The organism is Agrobacterium vitis (assembly GCF_013337045.2).
GTDB classification, from domain to species: domain Bacteria; phylum Pseudomonadota; class Alphaproteobacteria; order Rhizobiales; family Rhizobiaceae; genus Allorhizobium; species Allorhizobium vitis_B.
Window position 1 is genome coordinate 3,099,018 of sequence record NZ_CP118259.1, and the last position, 21,766, is coordinate 3,120,783.

The 21,766-nt window shown below is 59.2% G+C and carries 21 protein-coding genes; 14 read left to right on the forward strand and 7 right to left on the reverse strand.

Annotated elements, in window-relative coordinates:
- Positions 1 to 8: 8 nt before the first annotated feature.
- Positions 9 to 911, forward strand: a complete 903-nt coding sequence (gene gluQRS, locus G6L01_RS14705) for a tRNA glutamyl-Q(34) synthetase GluQRS (protein WP_070164379.1) — start codon at positions 9 to 11, stop codon at positions 909 to 911.
- Here the strand turns inward: gluQRS and G6L01_RS14710 are convergent.
- On the reverse strand, positions 870 to 1,766 hold the full coding sequence (locus G6L01_RS14710) for a YihY/virulence factor BrkB family protein (protein WP_070164378.1): 897 nt from the start codon (positions 1,764 to 1,766) through the stop codon (positions 870 to 872). The two genes, gluQRS and G6L01_RS14710, sit on opposite strands and share 42 nt — an antisense overlap.
- Before the next feature lie 109 nt (positions 1,767 to 1,875).
- On the opposite strand from G6L01_RS14710, the gene G6L01_RS14715 reads away from it, so the two are divergent.
- From G6L01_RS14715 to G6L01_RS14735, 5 genes are all read left to right on the forward strand, one after another.
- The gene (locus G6L01_RS14715) at positions 1,876 to 2,709 is read left to right on the forward strand and encodes an SDR family oxidoreductase (RefSeq protein ID WP_070164377.1); all 834 of its coding nucleotides are present in this window, start codon (positions 1,876 to 1,878) and stop codon (positions 2,707 to 2,709) included.
- 36 nt (positions 2,710 to 2,745) lie between these two features.
- Entirely contained in the window at positions 2,746 to 2,943 is a 198-nt protein-coding gene (locus G6L01_RS14720) for a twin transmembrane helix small protein (protein WP_070164376.1), read from the forward strand.
- Positions 2,944 to 3,074: 131 nt separating this feature from the next.
- A complete protein-coding gene (locus G6L01_RS14725) occupies positions 3,075 to 3,653 on the forward strand; it encodes a cob(I)yrinic acid a,c-diamide adenosyltransferase (RefSeq protein ID WP_070164375.1) in 579 nt (192 codons plus the stop codon).
- Between the two features lie 401 nt (positions 3,654 to 4,054).
- A complete protein-coding gene (locus G6L01_RS14730) occupies positions 4,055 to 4,804 on the forward strand; it encodes an electron transfer flavoprotein subunit beta/FixA family protein (RefSeq protein WP_070164374.1) in 750 nt (249 codons plus the stop codon).
- Positions 4,805 to 4,828: 24 nt separating this feature from the next.
- Positions 4,829 to 5,758, forward strand: coding sequence for an electron transfer flavoprotein subunit alpha/FixB family protein (locus G6L01_RS14735; protein ID WP_070164373.1), 930 nt, complete (start codon positions 4,829 to 4,831; stop codon positions 5,756 to 5,758).
- Positions 5,759 to 5,850: 92 nt separating this feature from the next.
- On the opposite strand, the gene G6L01_RS14740 is transcribed toward G6L01_RS14735, so the two are convergent.
- A complete protein-coding gene (locus tag G6L01_RS14740) occupies positions 5,851 to 8,298 on the reverse strand; it encodes a methyl-accepting chemotaxis protein (protein WP_070164372.1) in 2,448 nt (815 codons plus the stop codon).
- 461 nt (positions 8,299 to 8,759) lie between these two features.
- Here G6L01_RS14740 and G6L01_RS14745 point away from each other — a divergent pair, with 461 nt between their 5' ends.
- Positions 8,760 to 9,632 carry a 3-hydroxybutyryl-CoA dehydrogenase gene (locus G6L01_RS14745; RefSeq protein WP_070164371.1) on the forward strand — a complete coding sequence of 291 codons (873 nt, stop codon included), beginning with the start codon at positions 8,760 to 8,762 and terminating at the stop codon, positions 9,630 to 9,632.
- Between the two features lie 11 nt (positions 9,633 to 9,643).
- Here G6L01_RS14745 and G6L01_RS14750 read toward each other — a convergent pair whose 3' ends face one another.
- Positions 9,644 to 10,264 (reverse strand): glutathione S-transferase family protein, encoded by a 621-nt coding sequence (locus G6L01_RS14750; protein ID WP_070164370.1) that lies wholly within the window; start codon positions 10,262 to 10,264, stop codon positions 9,644 to 9,646.
- Positions 10,265 to 10,294: 30 nt separating this feature from the next.
- Positions 10,295 to 10,957, reverse strand: a complete 663-nt coding sequence (gene tlpA / locus G6L01_RS14755) for a thiol:disulfide interchange protein TlpA (protein WP_070164369.1) — start codon at positions 10,955 to 10,957, stop codon at positions 10,295 to 10,297.
- Positions 10,958 to 10,981: 24 nt separating this feature from the next.
- Between tlpA and argH the strand changes: the two genes are divergently transcribed.
- The 4 genes from argH (at position 10,982) to G6L01_RS14775 (ending at position 16,862) form a co-directional block, all read left to right on the forward strand.
- On the forward strand, positions 10,982 to 12,385 hold the full coding sequence (gene argH, locus G6L01_RS14760; RefSeq protein ID WP_070164368.1) for an argininosuccinate lyase: 1,404 nt from the start codon (positions 10,982 to 10,984) through the stop codon (positions 12,383 to 12,385).
- Between the two features lie 94 nt (positions 12,386 to 12,479).
- Positions 12,480 to 12,671, forward strand: coding sequence for an LPS translocon maturation chaperone LptM (gene lptM, locus G6L01_RS14765; protein WP_081344018.1), 192 nt, complete (start codon positions 12,480 to 12,482; stop codon positions 12,669 to 12,671).
- Between the two features lie 10 nt (positions 12,672 to 12,681).
- A complete protein-coding gene (lysA, locus tag G6L01_RS14770) occupies positions 12,682 to 13,953 on the forward strand; it encodes a diaminopimelate decarboxylase (protein WP_070164366.1) in 1,272 nt (423 codons plus the stop codon).
- A gap of 188 nt (positions 13,954 to 14,141) precedes the next feature.
- A complete protein-coding gene (locus G6L01_RS14775) occupies positions 14,142 to 16,862 on the forward strand; it encodes a TIGR02302 family protein (RefSeq protein WP_070164365.1) in 2,721 nt (906 codons plus the stop codon).
- Positions 16,863 to 16,968: 106 nt separating this feature from the next.
- Here the strand turns inward: G6L01_RS14775 and G6L01_RS14780 are convergent, their stop codons facing one another.
- From G6L01_RS14780 to G6L01_RS14790, 3 genes are all read right to left on the reverse strand, one after another.
- Complete coding sequence (locus G6L01_RS14780; RefSeq protein ID WP_070164364.1) at positions 16,969 to 17,328, reverse strand: response regulator; 360 nt, start codon at positions 17,326 to 17,328, stop codon at positions 16,969 to 16,971.
- A gap of 332 nt (positions 17,329 to 17,660) precedes the next feature.
- Positions 17,661 to 18,209: a hypoxanthine phosphoribosyltransferase gene (gene hpt, locus G6L01_RS14785; RefSeq protein WP_070164363.1), complete on the reverse strand. Its 549-nt coding sequence runs from the start codon at positions 18,207 to 18,209 to the stop codon at positions 17,661 to 17,663.
- A gap of 68 nt (positions 18,210 to 18,277) precedes the next feature.
- Entirely contained in the window at positions 18,278 to 19,096 is an 819-nt protein-coding gene (locus G6L01_RS14790; protein ID WP_234891959.1) for a DUF3426 domain-containing protein, read from the reverse strand.
- A 153-nt stretch (positions 19,097 to 19,249) separates the two neighbouring features.
- Here G6L01_RS14790 and ftsE point away from each other — a divergent pair, with 153 nt between their 5' ends.
- The 3 genes from ftsE to G6L01_RS14805 all read left to right on the forward strand — a co-directional run bounded on the left by ftsE (position 19,250) and on the right by G6L01_RS14805 (position 21,744).
- The gene (gene ftsE / locus G6L01_RS14795; RefSeq protein WP_070164362.1) at positions 19,250 to 19,909 is read left to right on the forward strand and encodes a cell division ATP-binding protein FtsE; all 660 of its coding nucleotides are present in this window, start codon (positions 19,250 to 19,252) and stop codon (positions 19,907 to 19,909) included.
- A gap of 100 nt (positions 19,910 to 20,009) precedes the next feature.
- A complete protein-coding gene (locus tag G6L01_RS14800; protein WP_139190204.1) occupies positions 20,010 to 20,960 on the forward strand; it encodes a cell division protein FtsX in 951 nt (316 codons plus the stop codon).
- Positions 20,961 to 21,027: 67 nt separating this feature from the next.
- Positions 21,028 to 21,744, forward strand: coding sequence for a YdcF family protein (locus tag G6L01_RS14805; RefSeq protein WP_070164361.1), 717 nt, complete (start codon positions 21,028 to 21,030; stop codon positions 21,742 to 21,744).
- The last annotated feature ends 22 nt before the right edge of the window (positions 21,745 to 21,766 follow it).

Here is a 21,766-nt window from a genome sequence, read left to right on the forward strand (position 1 = left end):
AACACACCATGTCCAATTTCCAGTTTCCCTTAGTCGTTCCGCAAAAACCAGTCTTTCGTTTTGCGCCGAGCCCAAATGGCTATCTTCATCTCGGCCATGCCCTTTCGGCACTGATCAATGCGGATATGGCTGAGGCGACCGGTGGTCGGCTGCTGTTACGGATCGAGGATATCGACATCGACCGCTGCACGCCCGCATTCGAGGCGGCGATCTACGAGGATCTTACCTGGCTTGGCGTGACATGGGAACATCAGGTGCGCCGCCAGTCCGAGCATATCGACGCCTATCGTTCAGCCTTGGCAAAGCTTCAGGCTATGGATCTGGTCTATCCGGCTTTTCTCAGCCGCGCCGAGATCAAGCGGCAGGCGCAGACAGCAGAGGCGCAAGGCAAGGTCTGGCCGCGCGATCCCGATGGCGCCTGGCATTATCCTGCAGACGAACGGCAGATGGACCGGCAACTGGCGCAGCAACGGATCGACAGAGGCGAGCGCCACAGTCTGCGTCTGGATACAGGCAAAGCCCTCTCCATGCTTGGCGGCACCCTACATTGGGAGGAAAGACAAGGCGACACGGTGCAGCAGATCGACGCCAACCCGACGATCTGGGGCGATGTCATTCTCTGGCGCTGGGATGCACCGTCCAGCTACCATCTGTCGGTGGTGGTCGATGACGCGCTCCAGGGCGTGACCCATGTGGTGCGCGGCGAGGATCTCTACCAGGCTACCGCCGTCCACCGCCTGTTGCAGAGCCTGCTTGGCCTGCCCGCACCGGCCTATACGCACCATCGACTGATGATGGGCGAGGATGGGCGCAAACTGTCGAAAAGCCTGCAATCGGCAGGGCTCCGGCATTTGCGCGCAGATGGGCTATCACCCCTCGACATCCGTAGGCTGGTGGGGATTGCGGTCTGACATTCGCCGTGATCGCGTGCGCGGCCTGGAAAACTTCATCAGCGCCGCGTTAAATTCCGCCCCAATCAGGAACAGCACACCCAGCATGTAGAGAAATATGATCACCACCATAACCGAGGCCAGACCGGCATAGGTGGCGGCATAATTGGCAAAGGTGGCGAGATAGGCGGCAAAGGCCAGCGCCCCCAGCAGCCAGAGCAGCAATGTCAGACAAATGCCGGGCAGAACGTCGATCAGACGCCGCCGGTCCGCCGGTAGCCAGAGATGCGAAATCGTCAGGCCGATGGTCAGCAGGATCAGGGTGCCAAGCACGCTCCAGTTCGAGACCAGCGCCAGGAAATCCTTCAAAAGCGGAAATTGCCGCTCGGCAAAGCGTAGCGCGATCGGCACGGCGATCAGCAGCACGCTGATCACAGCAAAGGCGGCAACCCCCATGATGACGAAGCCGAGGCTGATAAGCCGGGTAATATACCAGGGCCGGGTTTCCGTGACCCGGTAGGCACGGTTCAGCGCGGTGCGCAGCGCTTCCACCCCGTTGGAAGCGAAATAGGCCGCCGCCAGCACCGAAATGGTCAGTAGCCCGCCGCGCGGAATGGTCAGCACCTGCACCACTTGCTCGGAAATCGGCTTGGCGATTTCTTCCGGCCAGGTATCGAAAATGAAATGGATTGCGGTCGGCGCAAAAGTATTGGCCCCGAGAAGACCGGCAAGCGCGGTGCCGAAAATCAGGAAGGGAAACACGGCCAGCAGGATCGACAGCGCCACATGGCTCGCCATCGCCCAACCATCGTCCTCGGTAAAATGCCAGACCGCATCGAAGGCCACCTTATAAAGCCTGCCCAGATAGGACCGCATTCCGTCTCCCGTTCATTCTTCACTGACTGCTTCTCAAGCGGCCTGCCACAATTGCCTATATCTGTCGAATATGGGAGACCCTATCGCATTTGTAAGAGGAAAACCTCATATGGTCGCAGAGAAAAGCATTATCGTTACCGGCTGCTCCTCCGGCATTGGAGCCTACTGCGCCCGCGCCCTGAAGCAGGATGGCTGGCGGGTGTTTGCCACCGTGCGCAAGGTGGAAGATCTTAAATCCCTTGAGGATGACGGCCTTGAAGCGCTGCTGATGGATTACCGCGACACGGCAAGCATCGCGGCCCTCACGGAGACCGTGTTATCGCGCACCGGCGGGCGGCTGGACGCCCTGTTCAACAATGGCGCCTATGGCCAGGCAGGTGCGGTCGAAGATCTGCCAACGGAGGCGCTTCGTGAACAGTTCGAGACCAATGTGTTCGGCTGGCACGACCTGACACGGCGGATCGTGCCGGTGATGCGCGTACAAGGATCGGGCCGGATCGTGCAATGCTCGTCTATTCTCGGCCTCATTCCCTATCGCTGGCGTGGTGCCTATACGGCCTCCAAATATGCCCTGGAGGGCCTGTCGCTCACCCTGCGGATGGAACTGGACGGCAGCGGCGTCATGGTCAGCCTGATCGAGCCGGGTCCGATAGAGAGCCGCTTCACCGCCAATTGCCTTGAGGCCATCAAACGCAATATCGACGTGGAAAATTCTGTCCATGCTGCAGATTACCAGCGGCAATTGGCGCGCCTCGACGGCACCGGCCCGAAAAACCGCCACAAGCTTGGACCGGATGCCGTGTATAAAGTGCTGCAACACGCCTTGACCGCGAAGCGTCCACGGCCACATTATCTGGTCACGAAGCCGGCGAAACAGGGCGTCGCACTCAAACGGCTGATGCCGTCCGATCTCTTCTATCGGCTGATGCGGGCGCTGGATTGATCGGTAGACATTCATCATGAAGGTTAGCGGCGCATCATGTCCTCATTCACCACCATTCTGGCCATTATCGTCATGGGGCTTGTCGCGCTGGTTCTGGTGCGCGGGCTGTTCAACATGATGAAGGGCGGCGATGCCAACCGCTCCAACAAGCTGATGCAATTGCGTGTGCTGCTTCAGGCCATTGCCGTCGTGCTGATCATGCTGACATTGTGGATCACCGGCGGCGGTCGCTAGAGGCTGTCAGGCTCCACTTTTCCTAGCAGTCTATTCAATAATCGCCGCTGGCCAGCAGTAATTCTTGAGCGGGCTCTAAGGCAAACTCTAATCGTGCGGGTACCACCCGCTGTCTCAAGACGAATGGTTCCATGGTAAAACTCAATAAAATCTACACCCGCACCGGCGATGACGGCACCACAGCGCTGGTCTGCGGCCCGCGCCGCTTCAAGCACGACCTGCGTGTTGATGCCTATGGCACGATCGATGAGGCCAACAGCGCCATCGGCGTTGCCCGCCTGCATACGGCAGGCGATGAGGTGCTGGATGCCATGCTGTTTCGCATCCAGAACGACCTTTTCGATCTTGGTGCTGATCTGGCCACGCCCGATACCGGCGAAAAACTGGAATGGGAGCCCCTGCGCGTCGTCCAGAGCCAGGTGGACAGGATCGAGCAGGAAATCGATGCACTGAACGCCCATCTCGAACCGCTGAAATCCTTTGTCTTGCCCGCAGGCTCACCAGCCTCCGCCAATCTGCATCTGGCCCGCACCATCGCAAGACGCGCCGAGCGGATCATGGTCGATCTGATGCAAATCCCCGGCGAGGCCGTTTCTGCACCGGCGCTAAAATATGTCAACCGACTGTCGGATTTCCTGTTCGTCGCCGCCCGCTATGCCAATGAGATCGGCAAGGCCGATGTCCTCTGGGTGCCGGGGAAAAACAGATAGCCAGACCATCGCCCAAAAAAACGGTTTTGGTTGAAGGAAAGGCAATATTTGACGTGAACGTAAAAGTTAGGTAATTCTGGCATCGGAGCATCAGTCTGCGGGAGGAGCATCGCAAGAATGAATGGCACCGTTGTCATGGAGGAAAAAATGCGTATCCATGTCGCCAATTGACAATCTCCGACGTGCAAAATGCCGCAGTCTGGCGTTTGCCTGGAAACGGAACACCGATATTTCTGACTGGCAGACAAACGGGGCTATCGCATTGAAGAGAGAGTGGAAACGCGGCTGCATTATTCCCTAAATCACCGCTGATCTACGGAATGATGCAGGAAACAAGCAGTGGCGGCACCGCATGTCATCATGCGCAAGACCCACAAGAACGTGAAGCAAGGAAGGACCCCATGAAGATTCTCGTGCCCGTCAAGCGCGTCGTCGATTATAACGTCAAGATCCGCGTCAAGCCGGATGGCTCCGGCGTGGAGCTTGCCAATGTGAAGATGTCGATGAACCCGTTCGACGAAATTTCCGTTGAGGAAGCGCTGCGCCTGAAAGAAGCAGGCAAGGCAGAGGAAGTGGTCGTGGTCTCCATCGGCCCGGCCAAGGCCGAGGAAACCCTGCGTACGGCCCTTGCCATGGGCGCGGACCGGGCCATCCTGGTGGAAACCGAGGATGCCGTCGAGCCGCTGGCCGTCGCCAAGATTCTGAAAGGCATCGTCGAAGCCGAGGCCCCCGGCCTGGTTATCGTCGGCAAGCAGGCGATTGATGATGACAGCAACCAGACGGGGCAGATGCTCGCAGCCCTCTTGGGCTGGGCGCAGGCCACCTTTGCCTCCAAGCTGGAGATCGGCGAGGGTTCGGCCAATGTCACCCGCGAAGTCGATGGCGGTTTGCAGACCATTGCCGTCAAACTGCCTGCCGTGGTCACCACTGACCTGCGCCTGAACGAGCCGCGCTATGCCTCGCTGCCGAATATCATGAAGGCCAAGAAGAAGCCGCTCGACAAGAAGACACCCGCCGATTTCAACGTCGATACCACACCGCGCCTCAAGGTGCTGAAGACCGAGGAGCCGGGTGGCCGCAAGGCAGGCATCAAGGTCAAGTCGGTGGCCGAACTGGTCGAAAAGCTTAAAAACGAAGCCGGCGTGCTTTGATTTCGGATTGGGAGATATAGTAAAATGGCCATTCTTCTTCTGGCAGATCACGACAACGCAACCATTTCCGAACAGACCGCCAAGACCCTGACGGCAGCAGCCAAAATTGGCGGCGATATCCATGTTCTCGTCGCTGGCGCAGGCGCTAAACCCGCCGCAGACGCCGCCGCCAAACTGTCCGGCGTCTCGAAAGTGCTGCTGGCCGACAGCGCCGAGCTTGGCAACCAGCTGGCCGAACCGCTGGCAGCCTTGATCGTGTCGCTTGCCCCCTCCTACGATACGATCATCACCGCCGCCACTTCAGTCGGCAAAAATGTCGCGCCGCGCGTTGCGGCCCTGCTTGATGTCGCCCAGATCTCGGAAATCGTCGAAGTGATCTCTGCCGACACCTTCAAGCGGCCGATCTATGCGGGCAATGCCATCCAGACGGTTCAGTCGAGCGATGCCAAGAAGGTCATCACCGTGCGCACCGCCTCCTTCGCCGCCGCTGCTGCCGATGGCTCGGCTGCGGTCGAGGCTGTGGCAGCGGTTGCCGATCCTGGCCTGTCCAGCTTTGTCTCGGATGCGCTGTCGTCGTCGGAGCGCCCGGAGCTGACATCCGCCAAGATCATCATCTCCGGCGGTCGCGCGCTCGGCTCCTCGGAGAAATTCAAGGAGGTTATTCTGCCGCTGGCCGACAAGCTGGGTGCCGCTGTCGGCGCCTCGCGTGCCGCCGTCGATGCTGGCTATGCGCCGAACGACTGGCAAGTTGGGCAGACCGGCAAGGTCGTCGCACCGCAGCTCTACATCGCCTGCGGCATTTCCGGTGCTATCCAGCATCTCGCCGGTATGAAGGACAGCAAGGTGATCGTCGCCATCAACAAGGATGAGGAAGCCCCGATCTTCCAGGTCGCAGACTACGGCCTCGTCGCAGACTTGTTCGACGCCCTGCCGGAATTTGAAAAGGCGCTTTGATCGCGCCTTGATCAACGAAATCTAAACAAGGAAAAGGCCGCATCTCCGCGGCCTTTTTGCTTTTCAGGGATTATTTGGACAGTGGAGAGTGATCAGAACTCTTCCCAATTGTTGCCACCGCTCGGGGCAGGTGAGCCACCGCCGGTCTTCAACCCGGCTGCCAGCTTGCCCATCAAGGCGCGGGCAGGCGAAGCGGCGGGACGGCTGCTGGCCGGATCGGCTGGCCTGACGGCCTGACGGGTATTGGGGGCAGACGGTTGCTGCGAAGCAGCAGGACGATAGGAAGAGGCTGCCGGGTTGGGAACGATCTCACCGTCCATGACCCTGAACTGCGACACCAGATTGGACAGCGCTTCAGCATCGCTGGTCAGGCGCGACATATCAGAATTGGTCCGGTCTGCCATCTGCGAATTCTGCTGGGTCGTTTCCTCCATCTGGCGGATGGCCGTGGAAATTTCCCGCACGCTCTCCGATTGTTCGCCGACAGCCGTGGCGATAAACGAGATTTCCTCGTTGATATGCACGACCTGCCCGGCAATATCGCCCAGCGCGTCGCCGGTATTGCGCACGAGCCCAACACCGCTTTTCACCGCCTCGCCGGACTTGCTGATCAGTTCCTTGATTTCCTTGGCGGCACCAGCGGAACGCTGCGCCAATTCACGCACTTCCTGGGCGACGACCGCAAAGCCCTTGCCCGCTTCGCCCGCACGGGCCGCTTCCACGCCAGCGTTCAAGGCCAGAAGATTGGTCTGGAAGGCGATCTCATCAATGACATTGATGATCTGCGAAATGGCCTGCGATGCCTCTTCGATCCGCCCCATGGCGTCGATCGCAGACCCGACAATCGCTCCTGAGCGTTCGGTCGAGGTCTTGGCATCCGCCACCATGCGTCTCGCATTTTCGGCCCGCTCCGTCGATGTGCGGATGGCTTCCATGATCTGGTTGATCACGGCGGATGTCTGCTCGATGGCCGCGGCCTGCTGCTCGGAGCGGCGCGACAGGTCATGTGTTGCCGCGACCATTCCGGTCGCGGTGCCGTTGATCGAGCCGGTGCTGCCGGACAGTTGGCGCACTGTCGATGCCAACCGCCGGATCGAATCGTTGAAATCGGTGCGAAGCCGGTCAAGGCCTTCCATGAACGGCGTCTCGATGGTGGTCGTCAAGTCGCCAGCGGCAAGCCGTTGCAGACCGGCACCGAGAATATCGACGGCCTGCTGTAGCCGCGCGGTTTCCTCATTGCGGGCGGCTTCGCGGGCCAGGCGCTCTGCCTCCGACGTCTGCCGATCCTGTTCGGCGGCAGATTGCAACCGTCCCTTCTCGATGGCCGCATCGCGGAAGATCGCCACGGACCGCACCATATCGCCGATTTCATCGGCCCGGTTCTCACCAACCAGCGTCACGCCGGTATCGCCATCGGCCAGCCGTTTCATGCTATCGACCAATTGGTTGATCGGCCCGGTCAGCGAACGGGAAAACAGAACCGCGCCAGTGATCGCCAGGACCAGCAGACCAGCGGCAATCAACAGGATGGTATTGCGCAAATGCGCGACATTGGCCAGCGCCTCATTCTCACTCATCAGCGCGACGACAGCCCAGTTATGACCGGCAAAGGACAGGGGAATGGCCGCCGCATAGCTCACCATATTGCGATAGCCATCGATCTGACCGCTGGCCTTGGCACCCTTCAAGACATCGGCCAGCATCGGTGCGGCAACCTTGGTGACAAGAGAATCTTTTTCACCTGTTAGCGCGGAATCATTGACCATCATGCTATTGGAATCGAGGAGAATGGTCTCACCCGTATCGCCAAGCCCTGTCCGGTTGGAAAACATCCCGGTCAGCCGTTCCGAGGGAATGGCAACGACCAGCACGCCCATCTTGATGTCACCCATGAACAACGGGGTCGAAAGGAAAGCCACCGTCTGACGGGACGGACCATACGCGGTGAAATCCGACAGCGCGTAGAACTGCCGGTCATCGCTCTTGGCGACCTGGGCATAGGCCTGGGCCAAAGGACCATCTTTCAGTGCTGGATCGCCGACATTGCCAGCATATTCATCATTTTTCTGCACCGAATAGACGATATTGCCCTTCGGATCGATCAGGAAGACATCCGCATAGCCATATTGCTGCAAAGCCATGCGCAGCAGCGGATGGAATTTGGCATGGTTACTGTCATAGGTATCGATACGGGCCGACTCCAACTGCAATCGCTGCCCGGCCGGATTCGGATTTTGAGTAATGTAGCGATCCACCAGCGCTTCGCGCGGCTTTTCGCCCAGATAGCGCCAGTCCGCCTTGAACTTGTAAAGGGCCTCCCCCGTCGTGGCGACGCTGGAAAAAGCCCGCAGATTGGTGACCAGATTTTCGAAATAAAGCCTGGCCTCGTTGCGTCGACCGTCGGCCGTCGCCTCCAGCTTCTGCATCACTTCTTTTTTGACCAGGGTGGAGCTTTGAATCAGCGTGGCCCAACTGGCTGCTCCGATCGACAGAATCGTGATCAAACAGACAAATAATGGCAACTTACGCGCAATGCGCATGCGATTTCCCCTCCTGGTGCATCGATCCAAACGAAGGCTCCAGCCGACGTTGAAAAACTCGATACCTAAACAAAATGTGAGCGTACGACAGCATGAACAAAGTGAATGCGTCAGAGCGCTCTAGTCATCCTTATGGCGTTACCTGAAAAAGCCCCGCCACCCTTTTGCCACCTTAATCGTCGCGGCTTAAAATAACCCTAAAGCGCTGGGGAGAGGCCTGGCCGCTCAGCCAACCAGAGAGGGATAATCCCGGGGCTGAGGCCAAGTGGCGGCAGGAATAAAGCAACGGGCTGCGATCAGGGCTGGAAAACGGCGATACATGGCTTTATCACTGTCGGCCAGGACACGCCGGACAAGCCATAGGCACACTCCGTGTGAGCCACGGCTTGCAAGGCTTAAGGCCCGGCAGCGACATGGGAAGCGGGTGCTGGTAAAGCCCCGAGGCAGGGATGGGAGACGTGATGATCAAGAATGTTGGAATTGTCGGCGCGGGACAGATGGGCTGCGGCATTGCCTATGTATCGGCGCTCTCCGGCTACGATGTCACGCTTTATGACCTGAGCAAGGAGCGGATCGAAGCCGGGCTTGCCACCATCAACGGTAACATGGCGCGCCAGGTTGCCAATGGCAAAATGGAGGATAGCGAGCGCAAAACGGCGCTGGCCCGCATTTCCGGCGTCACCGACGTGCAGGATCTGGCCCAGGTGGATCTGGTGATTGAGGCCGCCACCGAGGATGAAAGCGTCAAGCGCAAGATTTTCGGCCAGATCTGCCCGGTGCTGAAGCCGGAAGCGCTTCTCGCCACCAATACGTCTTCGCTTTCCATTACCCGGCTTGCGGCATCCACGGATCGCCCGGAACGCTTCATGGGTATCCATTTCATGAACCCGGTGCCGGTGATGAAGCTGGTGGAGCTGGTACGCGGCATTGCCACCGGTGAAAAGACCTTCGAGACCGCCAAGGATTTTGTGCGGTCGCTCGACAAGACCATTACCGTCGCCGAGGATTTTCCCGCCTTCATCGTCAACCGCATCCTGCTGCCGATGATCAACGAGGCGATCTATACGCTCTATGAAGGTGTCGGCTCGGTCGAAGCCATCGATACGGCGATGAAGCTCGGCGCCAATCATCCGATGGGGCCCTTGCAGCTCGCCGATTTCATCGGTCTCGATACCTGCCTGTCGATCATGCAGGTTCTGCATGATGGCCTGGCCGACAGCAAATATCGCCCCTGCCCGCTGCTGGTCAAATATGTCGAGGCCGGATGGCTTGGCCGCAAATCCGGCCGGGGCTTCTATGATTACCGCGGCGAAATCCCGGTTCCGACACGGTAATCCAAGGGCATTCAGCTCAGCGGCTTCATCACCGTTTTCTGATAAGCGGGGCGGCTTTTCAGCCGCTCATACCATGCAGCCAGATGTGGATGGTCAGGTCGGGCAATCGGCATTTCAAACCAGGCATAGATAAAGCATCCGAGCGGAACATCGCCGACACCGAACGTCTCGCCGGACAGATAATCCTGTTTGGCCAGCACCGTATCGACGATGGAAAAGTGCCCGGCCACAACCTTGGCCGCCGCTTCGATTTTCGCCATATCGCGGTCTGCCGCCGGTGTTCTGACCATGCCCCAAAACACATCCCGAAAGGGTGTGGCAATGGTCGATGTCACCCAGTCCATCCACTTTTCCGCTTGCGCGCGGGCGACCGGATCAACCGGATTGAACGCAGCATCACCATACCGAGCCGCGAGATATCGGAGAATAGTGTTGGATTCCCACAGCACCACATCGCCGTCTTCCAGCACAGGCACCAGCCCGTTGGGGTTCATGGCGCGAAATGCGGGATCGTTGACGACGCCAAAAGCACCGCCTGCGTCTATCCTCTGATAAACAAGATCCAGCTCTTCCGCGACCCATAGGATCTTCTTGACGTTGGTCGAATTTGCCCGACCCCAGATTTTCAACATGTCGTCCCCCTTTCCATCTTTACCAGCTTTTCAAAGAGACATTATTTTATCGATCAGGGTTTTGGCATCCTCACTGTCCCATACGGCAGGGCCGTTCATGGAGCCGAGCAGGCAACCCTTGCCATCAAGGACCAGCGTCACCGGTAGGCCGAAAGCCAGCCCCTGCTTTTTCAGTGCATTGAAGACGCCCATGGAACTGTCACGGTAAAAGCCAAGATGATCGATACCGTTGTCGCTGAGAAAGGCTTTCGGCTTTTCGTCGCTGCCGCTGTCGATATTGATCGCCACAACTTCGAATGCATCACCGCCCTTGGCCTGTTGCAGGCGATTGAGGGCGGGCATTTCCTCCCGGCAGGGCAGGCACCAGGTCGCCCAGAGATTGACCAGCAGCGGCTTGCCTTTGAAATCCTGGAGGCTCTTGTCGGCGCCGCTGGCATCCTTGAAGGTGAGACCGGTAATCGGGCGCGGCGGATTGGCAGCCACCACGGCTGCAACCTGGCCCTTGATCAGCGGGTCAAGCGTCTTGATCGCCTGTGCCGCCGTCTCACACCCTTGGGCGGCAGCGATTTCAGAGCCATTGCCAGACCCCGTCTCCTTCACGTATACCGCAACCGCGCCGGCCAACACACCGGCAATCGCCGCAAACGCAATCAGCTTGGCGGAAGGAAGTCCCAGCGGTCTTTTTTTCGTCATCGACGTCTCCAGGATCTATTGAGCATGGCCGAGGACACCAAAGACACGACATCCTCCAACCAGATGTGGGGCGGCCGTTTTGCCTCCGGCCCTGCGGCCATCATGGAGGAGATAAACGCCTCGATCGGTTTCGACAAGAAGCTCTATGCCCAGGATATCCGCGGCTCGATTGCTCACGCCACCATGCTGGCGCATCAAGGCATTATTTCCGGTGAAGACAAAGACAAGATCGTCACCGGGCTGAACACGATTTTGTCAGAGATTGAAGCGGGACAATTCACCTTCTCCCGCAAGCTTGAAGACATTCACATGAATATCGAGGCGCGGCTGGCCGACCTGATCGGCCCTGCCGCCGGCCGCCTGCATACCGCCCGCTCGCGCAATGACCAGGTGGCGCTGGATTTCCGCCTCTGGGTCAAGGAAGAGTTGCAAAAAGCCGAAAGCCTGCTGACCGACCTGATCGCCGCCTTTCTCGACCGCGCCGAAGAACATGCCGACACCGTCATGCCCGGCTTTACCCATTTGCAGACCGCCCAACCGGTCACCTTCGGCCATCATTGCATGGCCTATGTGGAAATGTTCGGTCGTGACCGCCAGCGCGTGCGCCACGCTATCGAGCATCTGGATGAAAGCCCAATCGGCGCTGCGGCTCTTGCCGGCACCGGCTATGCCATCGACCGCCACATGACCGCCAAGGCGCTCGGTTTTCGCGAACCGACCCGCAACTCCATCGATACCGTGTCGGACCGCGATTTCGCGCTGGAATTCCTGTCGATTGCCGCCATTTCGGCGGTTCATCTGTCGCGGCTCGCGGAAGAAATCGTCATCTGGTCAACGCCGCAATTCGGCTTTATCCGGCTGTCGGATGCCTTTTCGACCGGCTCCTCGATCATGCCGCAGAAGAAGAACCCGGATGCCGCTGAACTGGTGCGAGCCAAGACGGGCCGGATCAACGGTTCACTGATTGCGCTTTTGACGATTATGAAGGGCCTGCCGCTCGCCTATTCCAAGGACATGCAGGAAGACAAGGAACAGGTCTTCGACGCCGCCGAAAGCCTGGAACTGGCGCTGGCCGCCATGACCGGGATGATCCGCGACATGACTGTGCGGGCCGACCGGATGAAGGCCGCAGCCGGCTCCGGCTTTTCCACGGCCACCGATCTGGCCGACTGGCTGGTGCGCGAGGCAGGGCTTCCCTTCCGCGATGCCCATCATGTTACGGGCCGGGTTGTCGCCCTGGCGGAGGAAAAAGGCTGCGATCTCTCCGATCTGCCGCTTGAGGACTTGCAAGCCATTCATGCCGCCATCACCGCCGATATCTATTCAGTATTGACGGTGGAAGCGTCGGTAGCCAGCCGCAAAAGCTATGGCGGCACGGCACCGGACGAGGTGCGCAAGCAGATCAAATGGTGGCGTAGCCGCAACTGATCGTCAAACCCGATCGATCCATCACAAAAATCGGGATGCATAGAGCCCGGTTTTTGGCTAGACATAGGCCCACCACCACGTTGGACAGGATATTATGGCTGTTTCCTATCGAAGACTGATGATTTCTGCCGCCCTGCTCGGTGCCGCCAGCGTTCTGGTCACCGGCTGTGGCCGCAAGGGCGATCTGGATAAGCCGAGCACGCCGGTTGCCCAGCAGAACAAGGCGGACGCGCCAACCCAGACCAAGGCACCGGAGAAGAAATTCTTCCTCGATCCACTTCTGTGACAGGCGCACCGTGAACCATTTCCAGTATCGCGATGGCGTTCTCCATGCCGAGGATGTGTCCGTTGCAGAGATCGCCAAGGCGATCGGCACCCCCTTCTATTGCTACTCCACCGCAACGCTGGAGCGCCATTACCGGGTGTTTTCCGAGGCTTTCAACGGCGTCGATTCCATGGTCTGTTACGCAGTCAAGGCCAATTCCAACCAGGCGGTGTTGAAAACCCTTGGGCAATTGGGGGCGGGCGTCGATGTGGTCTCCGAAGGCGAATTGCGCCGGGCGCTGGCAGCGGGCATTTCCCCCAGCCGCATCCTGTTTTCCGGCGTCGGCAAGACCCCGTCGGAAATGGATCTGGGGCTGGAGGTCGGCATTTACTGCTTCAATGTCGAATCCGAACCCGAACTGGACATCCTCAATCAAAGGGCGCTGAAAGCCGGCAAGACGGCGCATGTCTCCTTCCGCATCAACCCGGATGTCGATGCTGGCACCCATGCGAAGATTTCCACCGGACGGAAGGAAAACAAATTCGGCATTTCCTATGAGCGGGCTCGCGCCGTCTATGCCCGCGCCGCCAGCCTGGAAGGTATCAAGGTCACCGGTATCGACATGCATATCGGCAGTCAGATCACTGATCTCCAGCCGTTTGCCGAGGCCTTCAAGCTGCTGCGCGACCTGGTGACCACGCTGCGGGCCGAAGGCCATACCATCGACCACGTCGATGTCGGCGGCGGGCTTGGCATTCCCTACAAAGACGACAACAATCCGCCGCCCGACCCGGCGGCCTATGCGGCGATCGTCAAGCAACAATTGGCCTCGCTGGACTGCCGGATTGTCGCCGAGCCAGGCCGGCTGATCGTCGGCAATGCCGGTATTCTCGTGACCGAAGTGATCTATGTGAAGGACGGCGGCAACAAGACCTTCGTCATCGTCGACGCGGCCATGAACGACCTGATCCGCCCGACGCTCTATGATGCCCATCACGAGCTTCGCCCGGTGCTGCTATCTGCGGCCAGCGCCCCGCGCATCCGCGCCGATGTGGTCGGGCCAGTCTGCGAAACCGGCGATTATTTGGCTCTCGACCGAGAAATGAGCATGCCAAGGCCCGGCGACCTGATCGCCATCGGCTCGGCAGGGGCTTATGGTGCCGTGCAATCGAGCACGTATAATACGAGGCGGCTTGTGCCGGAAGTGCTGGTCAAGGGCGACCAATTCCACGTGATCCGGCCAAGGCCGAGCTATGAGGACATGATCCGGTTAGACAGCCTGCCCGATTGGCTTGCATCCTGAGCAGGCTGTCTTTTCAGGAGATCGCGTTCACAATTTAGCCGGATGGCTGAAAAAACCACCCCTGCACCGGGCCTGCCCCTCGTCTTCGCCACAAACAATGCTATCCTAACATGTCAACGCTGTCGTGAACCGTATGAGTTGCGATAAGCAGTATAAGCGTTGAGATGACAGGAAACCGGAGACTGCCCATGACCGCTTCCGGCACGAAAAAGAGCCAAGGGGCTTTGAACGGCGATCAAAAGCTGGCCCGCAGGCTGGCCGTGAACCGCTGGACGGCAAGGCTTGTGCTGTTTTGTGAGCGGTTGCTGCCCTTGCTGCTGCTTCCAGCCTCGATTGCTGCTATTTTCCTGTCACTCGCTTGGCTCGGCTTTTTTCGCGAGGCACCCGGTTATCTGCGCTGGCCGCTGGTTTTTCTGTTGGTTTTCGGCTTTCTCGCCTCGCTTTTGCCCCTGGCCCGTCTGCGCTGGCCGCACATTGGCGAAGCAGACCGGCTGCTGGAAGAGCGCAATCATCTGCCGCATCAACCCATTGGCGTGCAGGATGAGGAACCGGCCTTCGACACGCCTTTTGCCCGCGCTCTCTGGCATGAGCATCAGCGGCGTATGGCAACCCGGATCGCTACGCTCGATGCCGGACAGCCAAAGCCTGATATCGCCCGCTTTGACCGCTTCGGCCTGCGCGCCTTTCCCGCTCTTCTTTTGGCGGTGGCCTTTGCCTATTCCGGCTCGAATGGCGCTGGCCGTCTCACCGATGCCTTTCTGCTGCAAGACAGGGATGACAACGCCCCTACCCTGCGCATCGATGCCTGGATTACCCCGCCGGGCTATACAGGCCGTCCCCCTGTTTTCCTCACGGGACGCAACGGCGATGGCACCCAGGATATCGCCGTTCCCACCCAATCGGTGGTCACTGTTCGGTTGACCGGCAGCACCGGAGACGAACAGGCAGAATTCAAACCGGCATCCGGGGCAGCGGCAGTCGCTTTCCAAGCGGTCAAGGCCGATCAGGAAAACACGCCCGGCCCCTTGGCCACCCCCTCGCCTAGCGTCTCGTCAGCCACGCCAACACCCGCCCAGACGGACAACAGCGCCCGCACGCTGACCCTGACCTTGGGCGAAAGCGGCACGCTGGACCTCGGCACCCGACAATGGCCGCTGAAGGTCATTCCCGACCATGCTCCAACTATCGCCTTTGACGGCATTCCGAAACGTGCCGTCAACGGGGCGCTGGAAATCGGCTTCACCGCCCGCGACGATTACGGTCTGCTGGAAGCCCGCGCCGAAATCGTCCCTGTTGAGACCGACCCGCAGGCCAGCCCACTCTATCCCCTGCCTGAATTCAAGCTGGACCTGCCGAGCCGCAATGCCCGCGACATCAAGAGCATATCGAGCCGCAACCTGACCGAACATCCACTGGCAGGCAAGAAGGTGCGCATCACGCTGATTGCCAAGGACGGACTGGGCCAGGAGGGCCGCAGCCCTGCCCATGAGATGATCCTGCCCGGTCGCAATTTCTCCGAACCGCTTGCCGCTGCCGTCGCCGAACAGCGCCAGGTCTTTGCGCTGGACACACGGCAGATGCCCCGCGCCGTGGCGCTCAACGAAGCGCTGACGCTGCGCGCCGATGAAACCATTCCGCAGCTTTCCCATTACCTGCTGATTTCCTCGGCCCATGCTCGCATGCAGATGGCGAGCACCACCGAAGCCTTGAAGGATACGGCGGATTATCTCTGGGAAATCGCGCTTGGCATCGACGGTGGCGATGTGTCGCTGACCGAGCGCAAGCTGAGCGAGGCGCAGCAGAAGCTGTCGGAGGCGCTGGAGCGTAATGCGCCCGATGCCGAGATCAAGAAGCTGATGGACGAGGTCCGTCAGGCGATGCAGGACTATATGAAGGCTCTTGCAGAGCGCCAGCAGCCGCAAAACGGCCAGCAAAACCAGCAAAGCGCTCAGAAAATGCTGACCCAGCGCGATCTGGAAAACATGATGAACCAGATCGAGAACCTGGCCCGTTCCGGCAACAAGGACGCCGCCCGCCAGATGTTGCAGGAGATGCAACGGATGATGAACAATCTCCAGGCTGGACGCCCGCAACGCTCCAATCCGCAGCAGCAACAGCAGACCAGCGAAGCGCGCAAGCAGATCGACAAGCTCGGTCAGATCATGCAGGACCAGCAGAAGCTGATGGACCAGACCTTCAAACTGGACCAGGAATTACAAAGCCGGTCGCAAATGGACGATGACCTTCAGCCGGAAGACGGTGACGGCATGACCCAGGATGATCCTCAGGCTAGCCCGACGCCGGATGGCGAGCAAAACCAGGATCAGGGCCAAAACCCGGACCAGAAACAGAATAAAGACAGCGCCGGTAAAAATCCTTCTGCCCCCGACCAGATGACGGCAGAGCAATTGCGCGAAGCCCTCAAACAATTGCGCCAGCAGCAGGATGCGCTTGGCAAGCAGTTGAAGGGCGTCCAGGACGGACTTGGCAAGCTCGGGATCAAGCCTGGAGAAAATTTCGGCCAGGCAGGTCGGGAAATGCAGGGCGCGGGCGAAGCGCTCGGCAAAAGCCAGGGTGACCGGGCCGTGCAAGGCCAGGGCCGGGCGCTGGAAGCCTTGCGCCAAGGCGCGCGCGATATGATGAACCAGATGATGCAGGCCATGCAGCGCGGCCAGGGGCAAGGTCAGGGCCAGGGGCAAGGCATGGCGGAAGGCAATCAGGGCGGTCGCGACCCGCTGGGGCGGCCACGGTCAACCACCGGGCCCGATTTTGGCGAACGGGTGAAAGTCCCCGACGAAATCGACGTGCAGCGCGCCCGCGAAATTCTTGATGCGATCCGCAACAAGCTGGGCAATAATGCCAGCCCAGAGGTAGAGCGCCGTTATCTGGAACGGTTGCTGGACATGTGATGGAAAGCTGGAGAGCAGCGGTCGCGCCCCTCACGTCCACGAAACCAAACAGAAGATGGACATGCAATCCTCTCCAGGCGACCGTCGCAGGGGCAACCGGAAACCGTCAGGCGGCCAACGCCTGGGCCACAGCCTTGCGAATATCGGGAAGCGCAAACGGCTTTGGCACGACATCGATGATTTTTTCGAGCAGATCGTCGGCCCGTTCGCGCTGTTCGGCATAGCCGGTCATCAGCAGGATTTTCAGGCCCGGAAAATCCGAATGGGCGCGATGCGCCAGTTCGATCCCATCCATGACCGGCATGCGGATATCCGACAGCAGCAGATCGAAATTGCTGGTGGCCAGCATTTCGAGACCCTCGGCGCCATCAGCCGCCTCATGGGTTTCATGTCCGTCGAGCCGCAACGCCCGGGCAACGAAGGACCGCAGGGCATCTTCGTCTTCGGTAATCAGTATCTTGGCCATATCCGCATTCCCATCTTGAAGCCTGCCACATCACCATTCGACCGAACCCAATCGACGGCTGTCATCATGCGGCATGTTGTACCAGGGCTTGAGGATGCTCACGCATCCGCGCCGTTACAGCACCGACCCCGAATCATAGAGGATGCGTGGCGCTGTCATTACCCAAGCAAATCACCAGTTTTTCCTTTGCGAGAGGTAAACAACCGGCAGCCAAGACGAGAGGATGGTTAATATTTTCTACCTGAAGACCGTGACACCGTCCCATTCCAGAGCATTGACCGTAACGGAGAAACTTTGTTGTAACCCATTGCGTAAAATGTATTTTCCGAAAATTACGACGCCGCATCGCCGGTAACAACACCGACAAAAGGCAATTCACGAAACGCGTGGGCGACATCCATGCCATAGCCGACGACAAAATAATCCGGGCATTCGAAACCGACATAATCAGCCTCGCACACTTCCTGGCGTTTGACCTTCTTGTCGAGCAGCACGGCAATGGTGACATTGGCAGCGCCGCGCTCATACATCAGCGTGCGGGCAAACAGCAGGGTTCGTCCCGATTCCAGAATGTCATCGATCAGCAGCACATTGCGGCCACGGACATCGCTGTCGATATCCTTGAGGATCTTGACCCCCTGCGACACCGTGCCGGTGCCGTAGCTGGACAGGGTGATGAACTCCACTTCAGGCGCAATGCCGACATGATGCAGCGCGCGGATCAGGTCGGCGGCGAAAATGAACGAGCCTTTCAAGATCGAAATCACCAGAAGATCCTCGGAAGGACCATCGACAATCGCCTTGGCGATCTCGATATTGCGGGCGGCGATCTGTTCGGCCGTGAACAAAGGTTCGATATTTTTTCCGCGAACGACAGGCATGGAGTCTCCAGGATTTCGCTGCCGATCTTCAGGCGACAGGTTTTTCTTTCACCCTGCCGATAGCACAATCAGGATTGCGAGGCATCCTTAGGTGCAAAGGAAAGCTTGAGTTCCGGCGTTTTTCCACCGGGATGGCGCAGCCGGGCCGCAATGCCACGGCTATGGCCGATACCGATTTCCGGCGCGGGCGGGGTGATAATCGTCGAGGCAATAAGACGGCCATCCGAATAGAGATCCGCCCTGATATCCGGCAGGGCCTGCGTCGTCGCGGCATGATTCTCCACAATCGCGTTGACCAGCAGAACCGGCATGCCACCGGAATTTTGTGGTGTCAGGCTGACATGGGTAATGTCGAGCGGATTTCTGGCAGGGACCGCCTCTGTGCCGCCAATCAAGCAAAAACCACCTGCGCTGAAAAACATCAGCACGGCAAGGGCTGCTATCAACGAGGTGAAAGACCGTTCCGATAGCTGCCCCAGGCGATTTTCCAACAGGACGACATGCCGGACCGTATAATTGACCAGAGCGTGCAGCACGCCCTGCGCTGCCGGCGCCTGTGGCCGGTATCGGGTGTTCATCTCCGCCTGAATTCGGCTTCGAAGTGCGCCGACGGGATCACCGACCGTGACGAATTTCGCATCGCTCACATCTTCCTCCAGCCGAAAGCCGGGACGTGGTATGGGGCGATAGGGCCGCTCGGGCGGCAAGAGATCGATATCGGGTTCGACATATTTAGGCCGAAAACGGAATGCGTTCATGGAACCCTCGCCACAGCAGGTCCAGACATTGGATGAAAAGAACCAAGTCCGGCTTGCCTTCAACAGAGATGAATCGCCCTTGATCGAAAGCTCCGCACCAGCCAGATGCGATAGAATACGAAGGGGCATTGAAACCAATCCATCCAAGTCGTAAATTCGAATGGTTAATGATTTGTAAAAAATCGCCGGATTGGCGCCGTAACATCGCGGCGTTTACCAAATGGTAACCGGAACCGTTAAGAACTGAGCAGTCGTCAACAGGCTCAAGCCCGGGTTTATCCATTGATCCACTTCGAAAATGTCGGCCTGCGATATGGGATGGGGCCTGAAATCCTCCGCGACCTGACCTTTGACATCCCAAAGCGCTCCTTCCAGTTCCTGACCGGGCCGTCGGGCGCTGGCAAGACCACGCTTTTGCGCCTGCTGTTCATGTCGCTTAAACCGACACGTGGCCTGATTCGCAGTTTCGGTCGTGATATTACCCAGATTCCGCGCAATGAATTGCCTTTGCTGCGCCGCAGGGTCGGCATCGTCTTCCAGGATTTCCAATTGCTTGACCATCTGACGACCTATGAAAATGTCGCCTTGCCGCTACGGGTGCGCGGCAAGGATGAGGCGAGCTATAAGCAGGATGTGCTGGAACTGTTGAAATGGGTGGGGCTGGGCGAGCGTATCAACGTTCTGCCGCCAATCCTGTCGGGCGGGGAAAAGCAGCGCGTTGCGATTGCCAGAGCCCTGATCGACCGGCCCGAAGTGCTGCTGGCCGATGAGCCGACCGGCAATGTCGATCCACCGATGGCGCGCCGCCTGCTCAGCCTGTTTCTGGAGCTGAACCGGCTGGGCACTGCCGTGGTGATCGCCACCCACGATCTGGCCCTGATGGACCAGGTCGATGCCCGGCGGATGATCCTGACTGAAGGGCGGCTCGATATTTATGAATGACCGCAAATCCCTGCCACCGCAGCCGAAAAAAATACCCGTGACCCCACCGCTGGCCAAGACCCCGCCGCCGGAGCGAGCAAAGGCGCAAAGGCGGGTGGAAATGCAGGTTCGCCCCACCGGCGCCATCCTGCCGCCCTCCAACATCCAGGGCAATGCGCTGATGGTGGTGATCGCCATCATGGCGTTCCTGGCCTGCCTGACGCTCGGCGCGGTGTCGATTGTCCGGGGAACGGCGTCCAGCTGGCAAAGCCAGATCTCCCGCGAGGTGACGATCCAGATCAAGCCGGACGACACTGTCAACATGGATGAGGCCTTGACGAAAGCCAAGGACCTGGCGCTAACCTTCGTCGGCACCAAGACCGGACAAATCGTCGATGAGGCCGCAACGGCCCGCCTGCTGGAGCCATGGCTCGGCACGGGATTGGATATCAACGACCTTCCGGTGCCTCGGCTGGTCATTATCACCATTGACGAGAACAATCCGCCTGACTTCGCCGCCATGCGTGATCTTTTGACCTCGCAGATCCCCCAGGCTTCGCTGGATGATCACCGCACCTGGGTGGACCGCCTGGTATCGATGGCCCGCACCACGGTGCTGATTGGCTTTGGCCTGCTGATCCTGGTGTTTACCGCCATGGTGCTGACGGTGATTTTTGCAACGCGCGGCGCCTTGTCCGGCAATCGGCATATTATCGAGGTCCTGCATTTCGTCGGTGCCGAAAGCCTGTTCGTGGCGCGGGAATTCCAGAAGCATTTCCTGAAGATCAGCCTGAAAGGCTCCGCGGCCGGCGGGCTTGCCGCAGCCAGCCTGTTTGCGCTGGCCAGCATCTGGCAGGACAATACGCTCGCCACGCCGCAAACCGATCAGGCCACCGCCATGTTTGGCCGGTTCGAAATCGGCTTTTCCGGCTACCTCGGTATTTTCGCCACGATGATCGTTATTGCTCTGCTGACAACGGTCACGGCCAGGTTGACTGTCATGCGCGCCATCTATGAAATCGACCAGATCAGGTCGGACCCCAGCCGCAGCGGCGGGTTGCCGCCCGAATGATCTATTTATCCGTCCTTGATGCGGGGATGCACCAGCATCCTCGATGCAGTTCCATTACGCACGAGCAATGACAATGCGCCAAGCAGACCCTGACCAGGATCAAGGCAGCCGGACCGCCAAACTATTCCATCGGCAAGCACCGCTGCGCCGCCTGCTACGCTATGGCGGCTATGCCATTCTTTTGCTGATGGCCTGTCTTGTCGCCGGTTTCCTGCATTTCGCCGATGACGTCACCGCGATGATGCCACCTGCTGAGCCCAAGGCTGATGCCATTGTCGTCCTGACGGGGGGCTATCAGCGCATCGACCAGGCTGTCGACCTGTTGCGCAAGGGATCGGGACGGCGGCTGTTGATTTCCGGTGTCCATCCATCCACATCGCCCGCAACCATTCGCAGGATGACGCAAAGCTCACCGGATCTATTTGCCTGCTGCGTGGATATGGGCTACCGCGCCATCGACACCATCGGCAATGCCAATGAAACCGCCCAGTGGATCCACGACAAGGGCTTTTCCTCGGTTCTGGTCGTCACCAGCAATTACCATATGCGCCGCAGCCTGATGGAACTGCGCCGTACAGACCATCAAACCCAGTTCATTCCCTATCCGGTCGTCACAGCCGATTTGCGCACCAGGGCCTGGTATGCCGATCCCAATGCGCTGCGCACGCTGCTGTCGGAATATGCCAAGATCCTCATTGCCTATACCCGCGATCTCGGCGGCTGGGACAATTGGCAGGGGCTTCGCACGTCTGGCAGTGCACCACAACAATCCTCCCAAAGCTAATCAGACCTGCGATACCTAACCA

Bases quoted from the DNA above. Each gene is read 5' to 3' on its own strand.
- G6L01_RS14730 (WP_070164374.1), top strand. From the start codon at position 4,055: ATGAAGATTCTCGTGCCCGTCAAGCGCGTCGTCGATTATAACGTCAAG.
- argH (WP_070164368.1), top strand. From the start codon at position 10,982: ATGGCCGAGGACACCAAAGACACGACATCCTCCAACCAGATGTGGGGC.
- G6L01_RS14710 (WP_070164378.1), bottom strand. From the start codon at position 1,766: ATGCGGTCCTATCTGGGCAGGCTTTATAAGGTGGCCTTCGATGCGGTC.
- gluQRS (WP_070164379.1), top strand. From the start codon at position 9: ATGTCCAATTTCCAGTTTCCCTTAGTCGTTCCGCAAAAACCAGTCTTT.
- G6L01_RS14725 (WP_070164375.1), top strand. From the start codon at position 3,075: ATGGTAAAACTCAATAAAATCTACACCCGCACCGGCGATGACGGCACC.
- G6L01_RS14745 (WP_070164371.1), top strand. From the start codon at position 8,760: ATGATCAAGAATGTTGGAATTGTCGGCGCGGGACAGATGGGCTGCGGC.
- G6L01_RS14720 (WP_070164376.1), top strand. From the start codon at position 2,746: ATGTCCTCATTCACCACCATTCTGGCCATTATCGTCATGGGGCTTGTC.
- G6L01_RS14790 (WP_234891959.1), bottom strand. From the start codon at position 19,096: ATGCCCCTTCGTATTCTATCGCATCTGGCTGGTGCGGAGCTTTCGATC.
- G6L01_RS14715 (WP_070164377.1), top strand. From the start codon at position 1,876: ATGGTCGCAGAGAAAAGCATTATCGTTACCGGCTGCTCCTCCGGCATT.
- G6L01_RS14750 (WP_070164370.1), bottom strand. From the start codon at position 10,264: ATGTTGAAAATCTGGGGTCGGGCAAATTCGACCAACGTCAAGAAGATC.
- G6L01_RS14775 (WP_070164365.1), top strand. From the start codon at position 14,142: ATGACCGCTTCCGGCACGAAAAAGAGCCAAGGGGCTTTGAACGGCGAT.
- G6L01_RS14805 (WP_070164361.1), top strand. From the start codon at position 21,028: ATGACAATGCGCCAAGCAGACCCTGACCAGGATCAAGGCAGCCGGACC.
- G6L01_RS14740 (WP_070164372.1), bottom strand. From the start codon at position 8,298: ATGCGCATTGCGCGTAAGTTGCCATTATTTGTCTGTTTGATCACGATT.
- tlpA (WP_070164369.1), bottom strand. From the start codon at position 10,957: ATGACGAAAAAAAGACCGCTGGGACTTCCTTCCGCCAAGCTGATTGCG.
- hpt (WP_070164363.1), bottom strand. From the start codon at position 18,209: ATGCCTGTCGTTCGCGGAAAAAATATCGAACCTTTGTTCACGGCCGAA.
- lptM (WP_081344018.1), top strand. From the start codon at position 12,480: ATGGCTGTTTCCTATCGAAGACTGATGATTTCTGCCGCCCTGCTCGGT.
- G6L01_RS14735 (WP_070164373.1), top strand. From the start codon at position 4,829: ATGGCCATTCTTCTTCTGGCAGATCACGACAACGCAACCATTTCCGAA.
- G6L01_RS14800 (WP_139190204.1), top strand. From the start codon at position 20,010: ATGCAGGTTCGCCCCACCGGCGCCATCCTGCCGCCCTCCAACATCCAG.
- G6L01_RS14780 (WP_070164364.1), bottom strand. From the start codon at position 17,328: ATGGCCAAGATACTGATTACCGAAGACGAAGATGCCCTGCGGTCCTTC.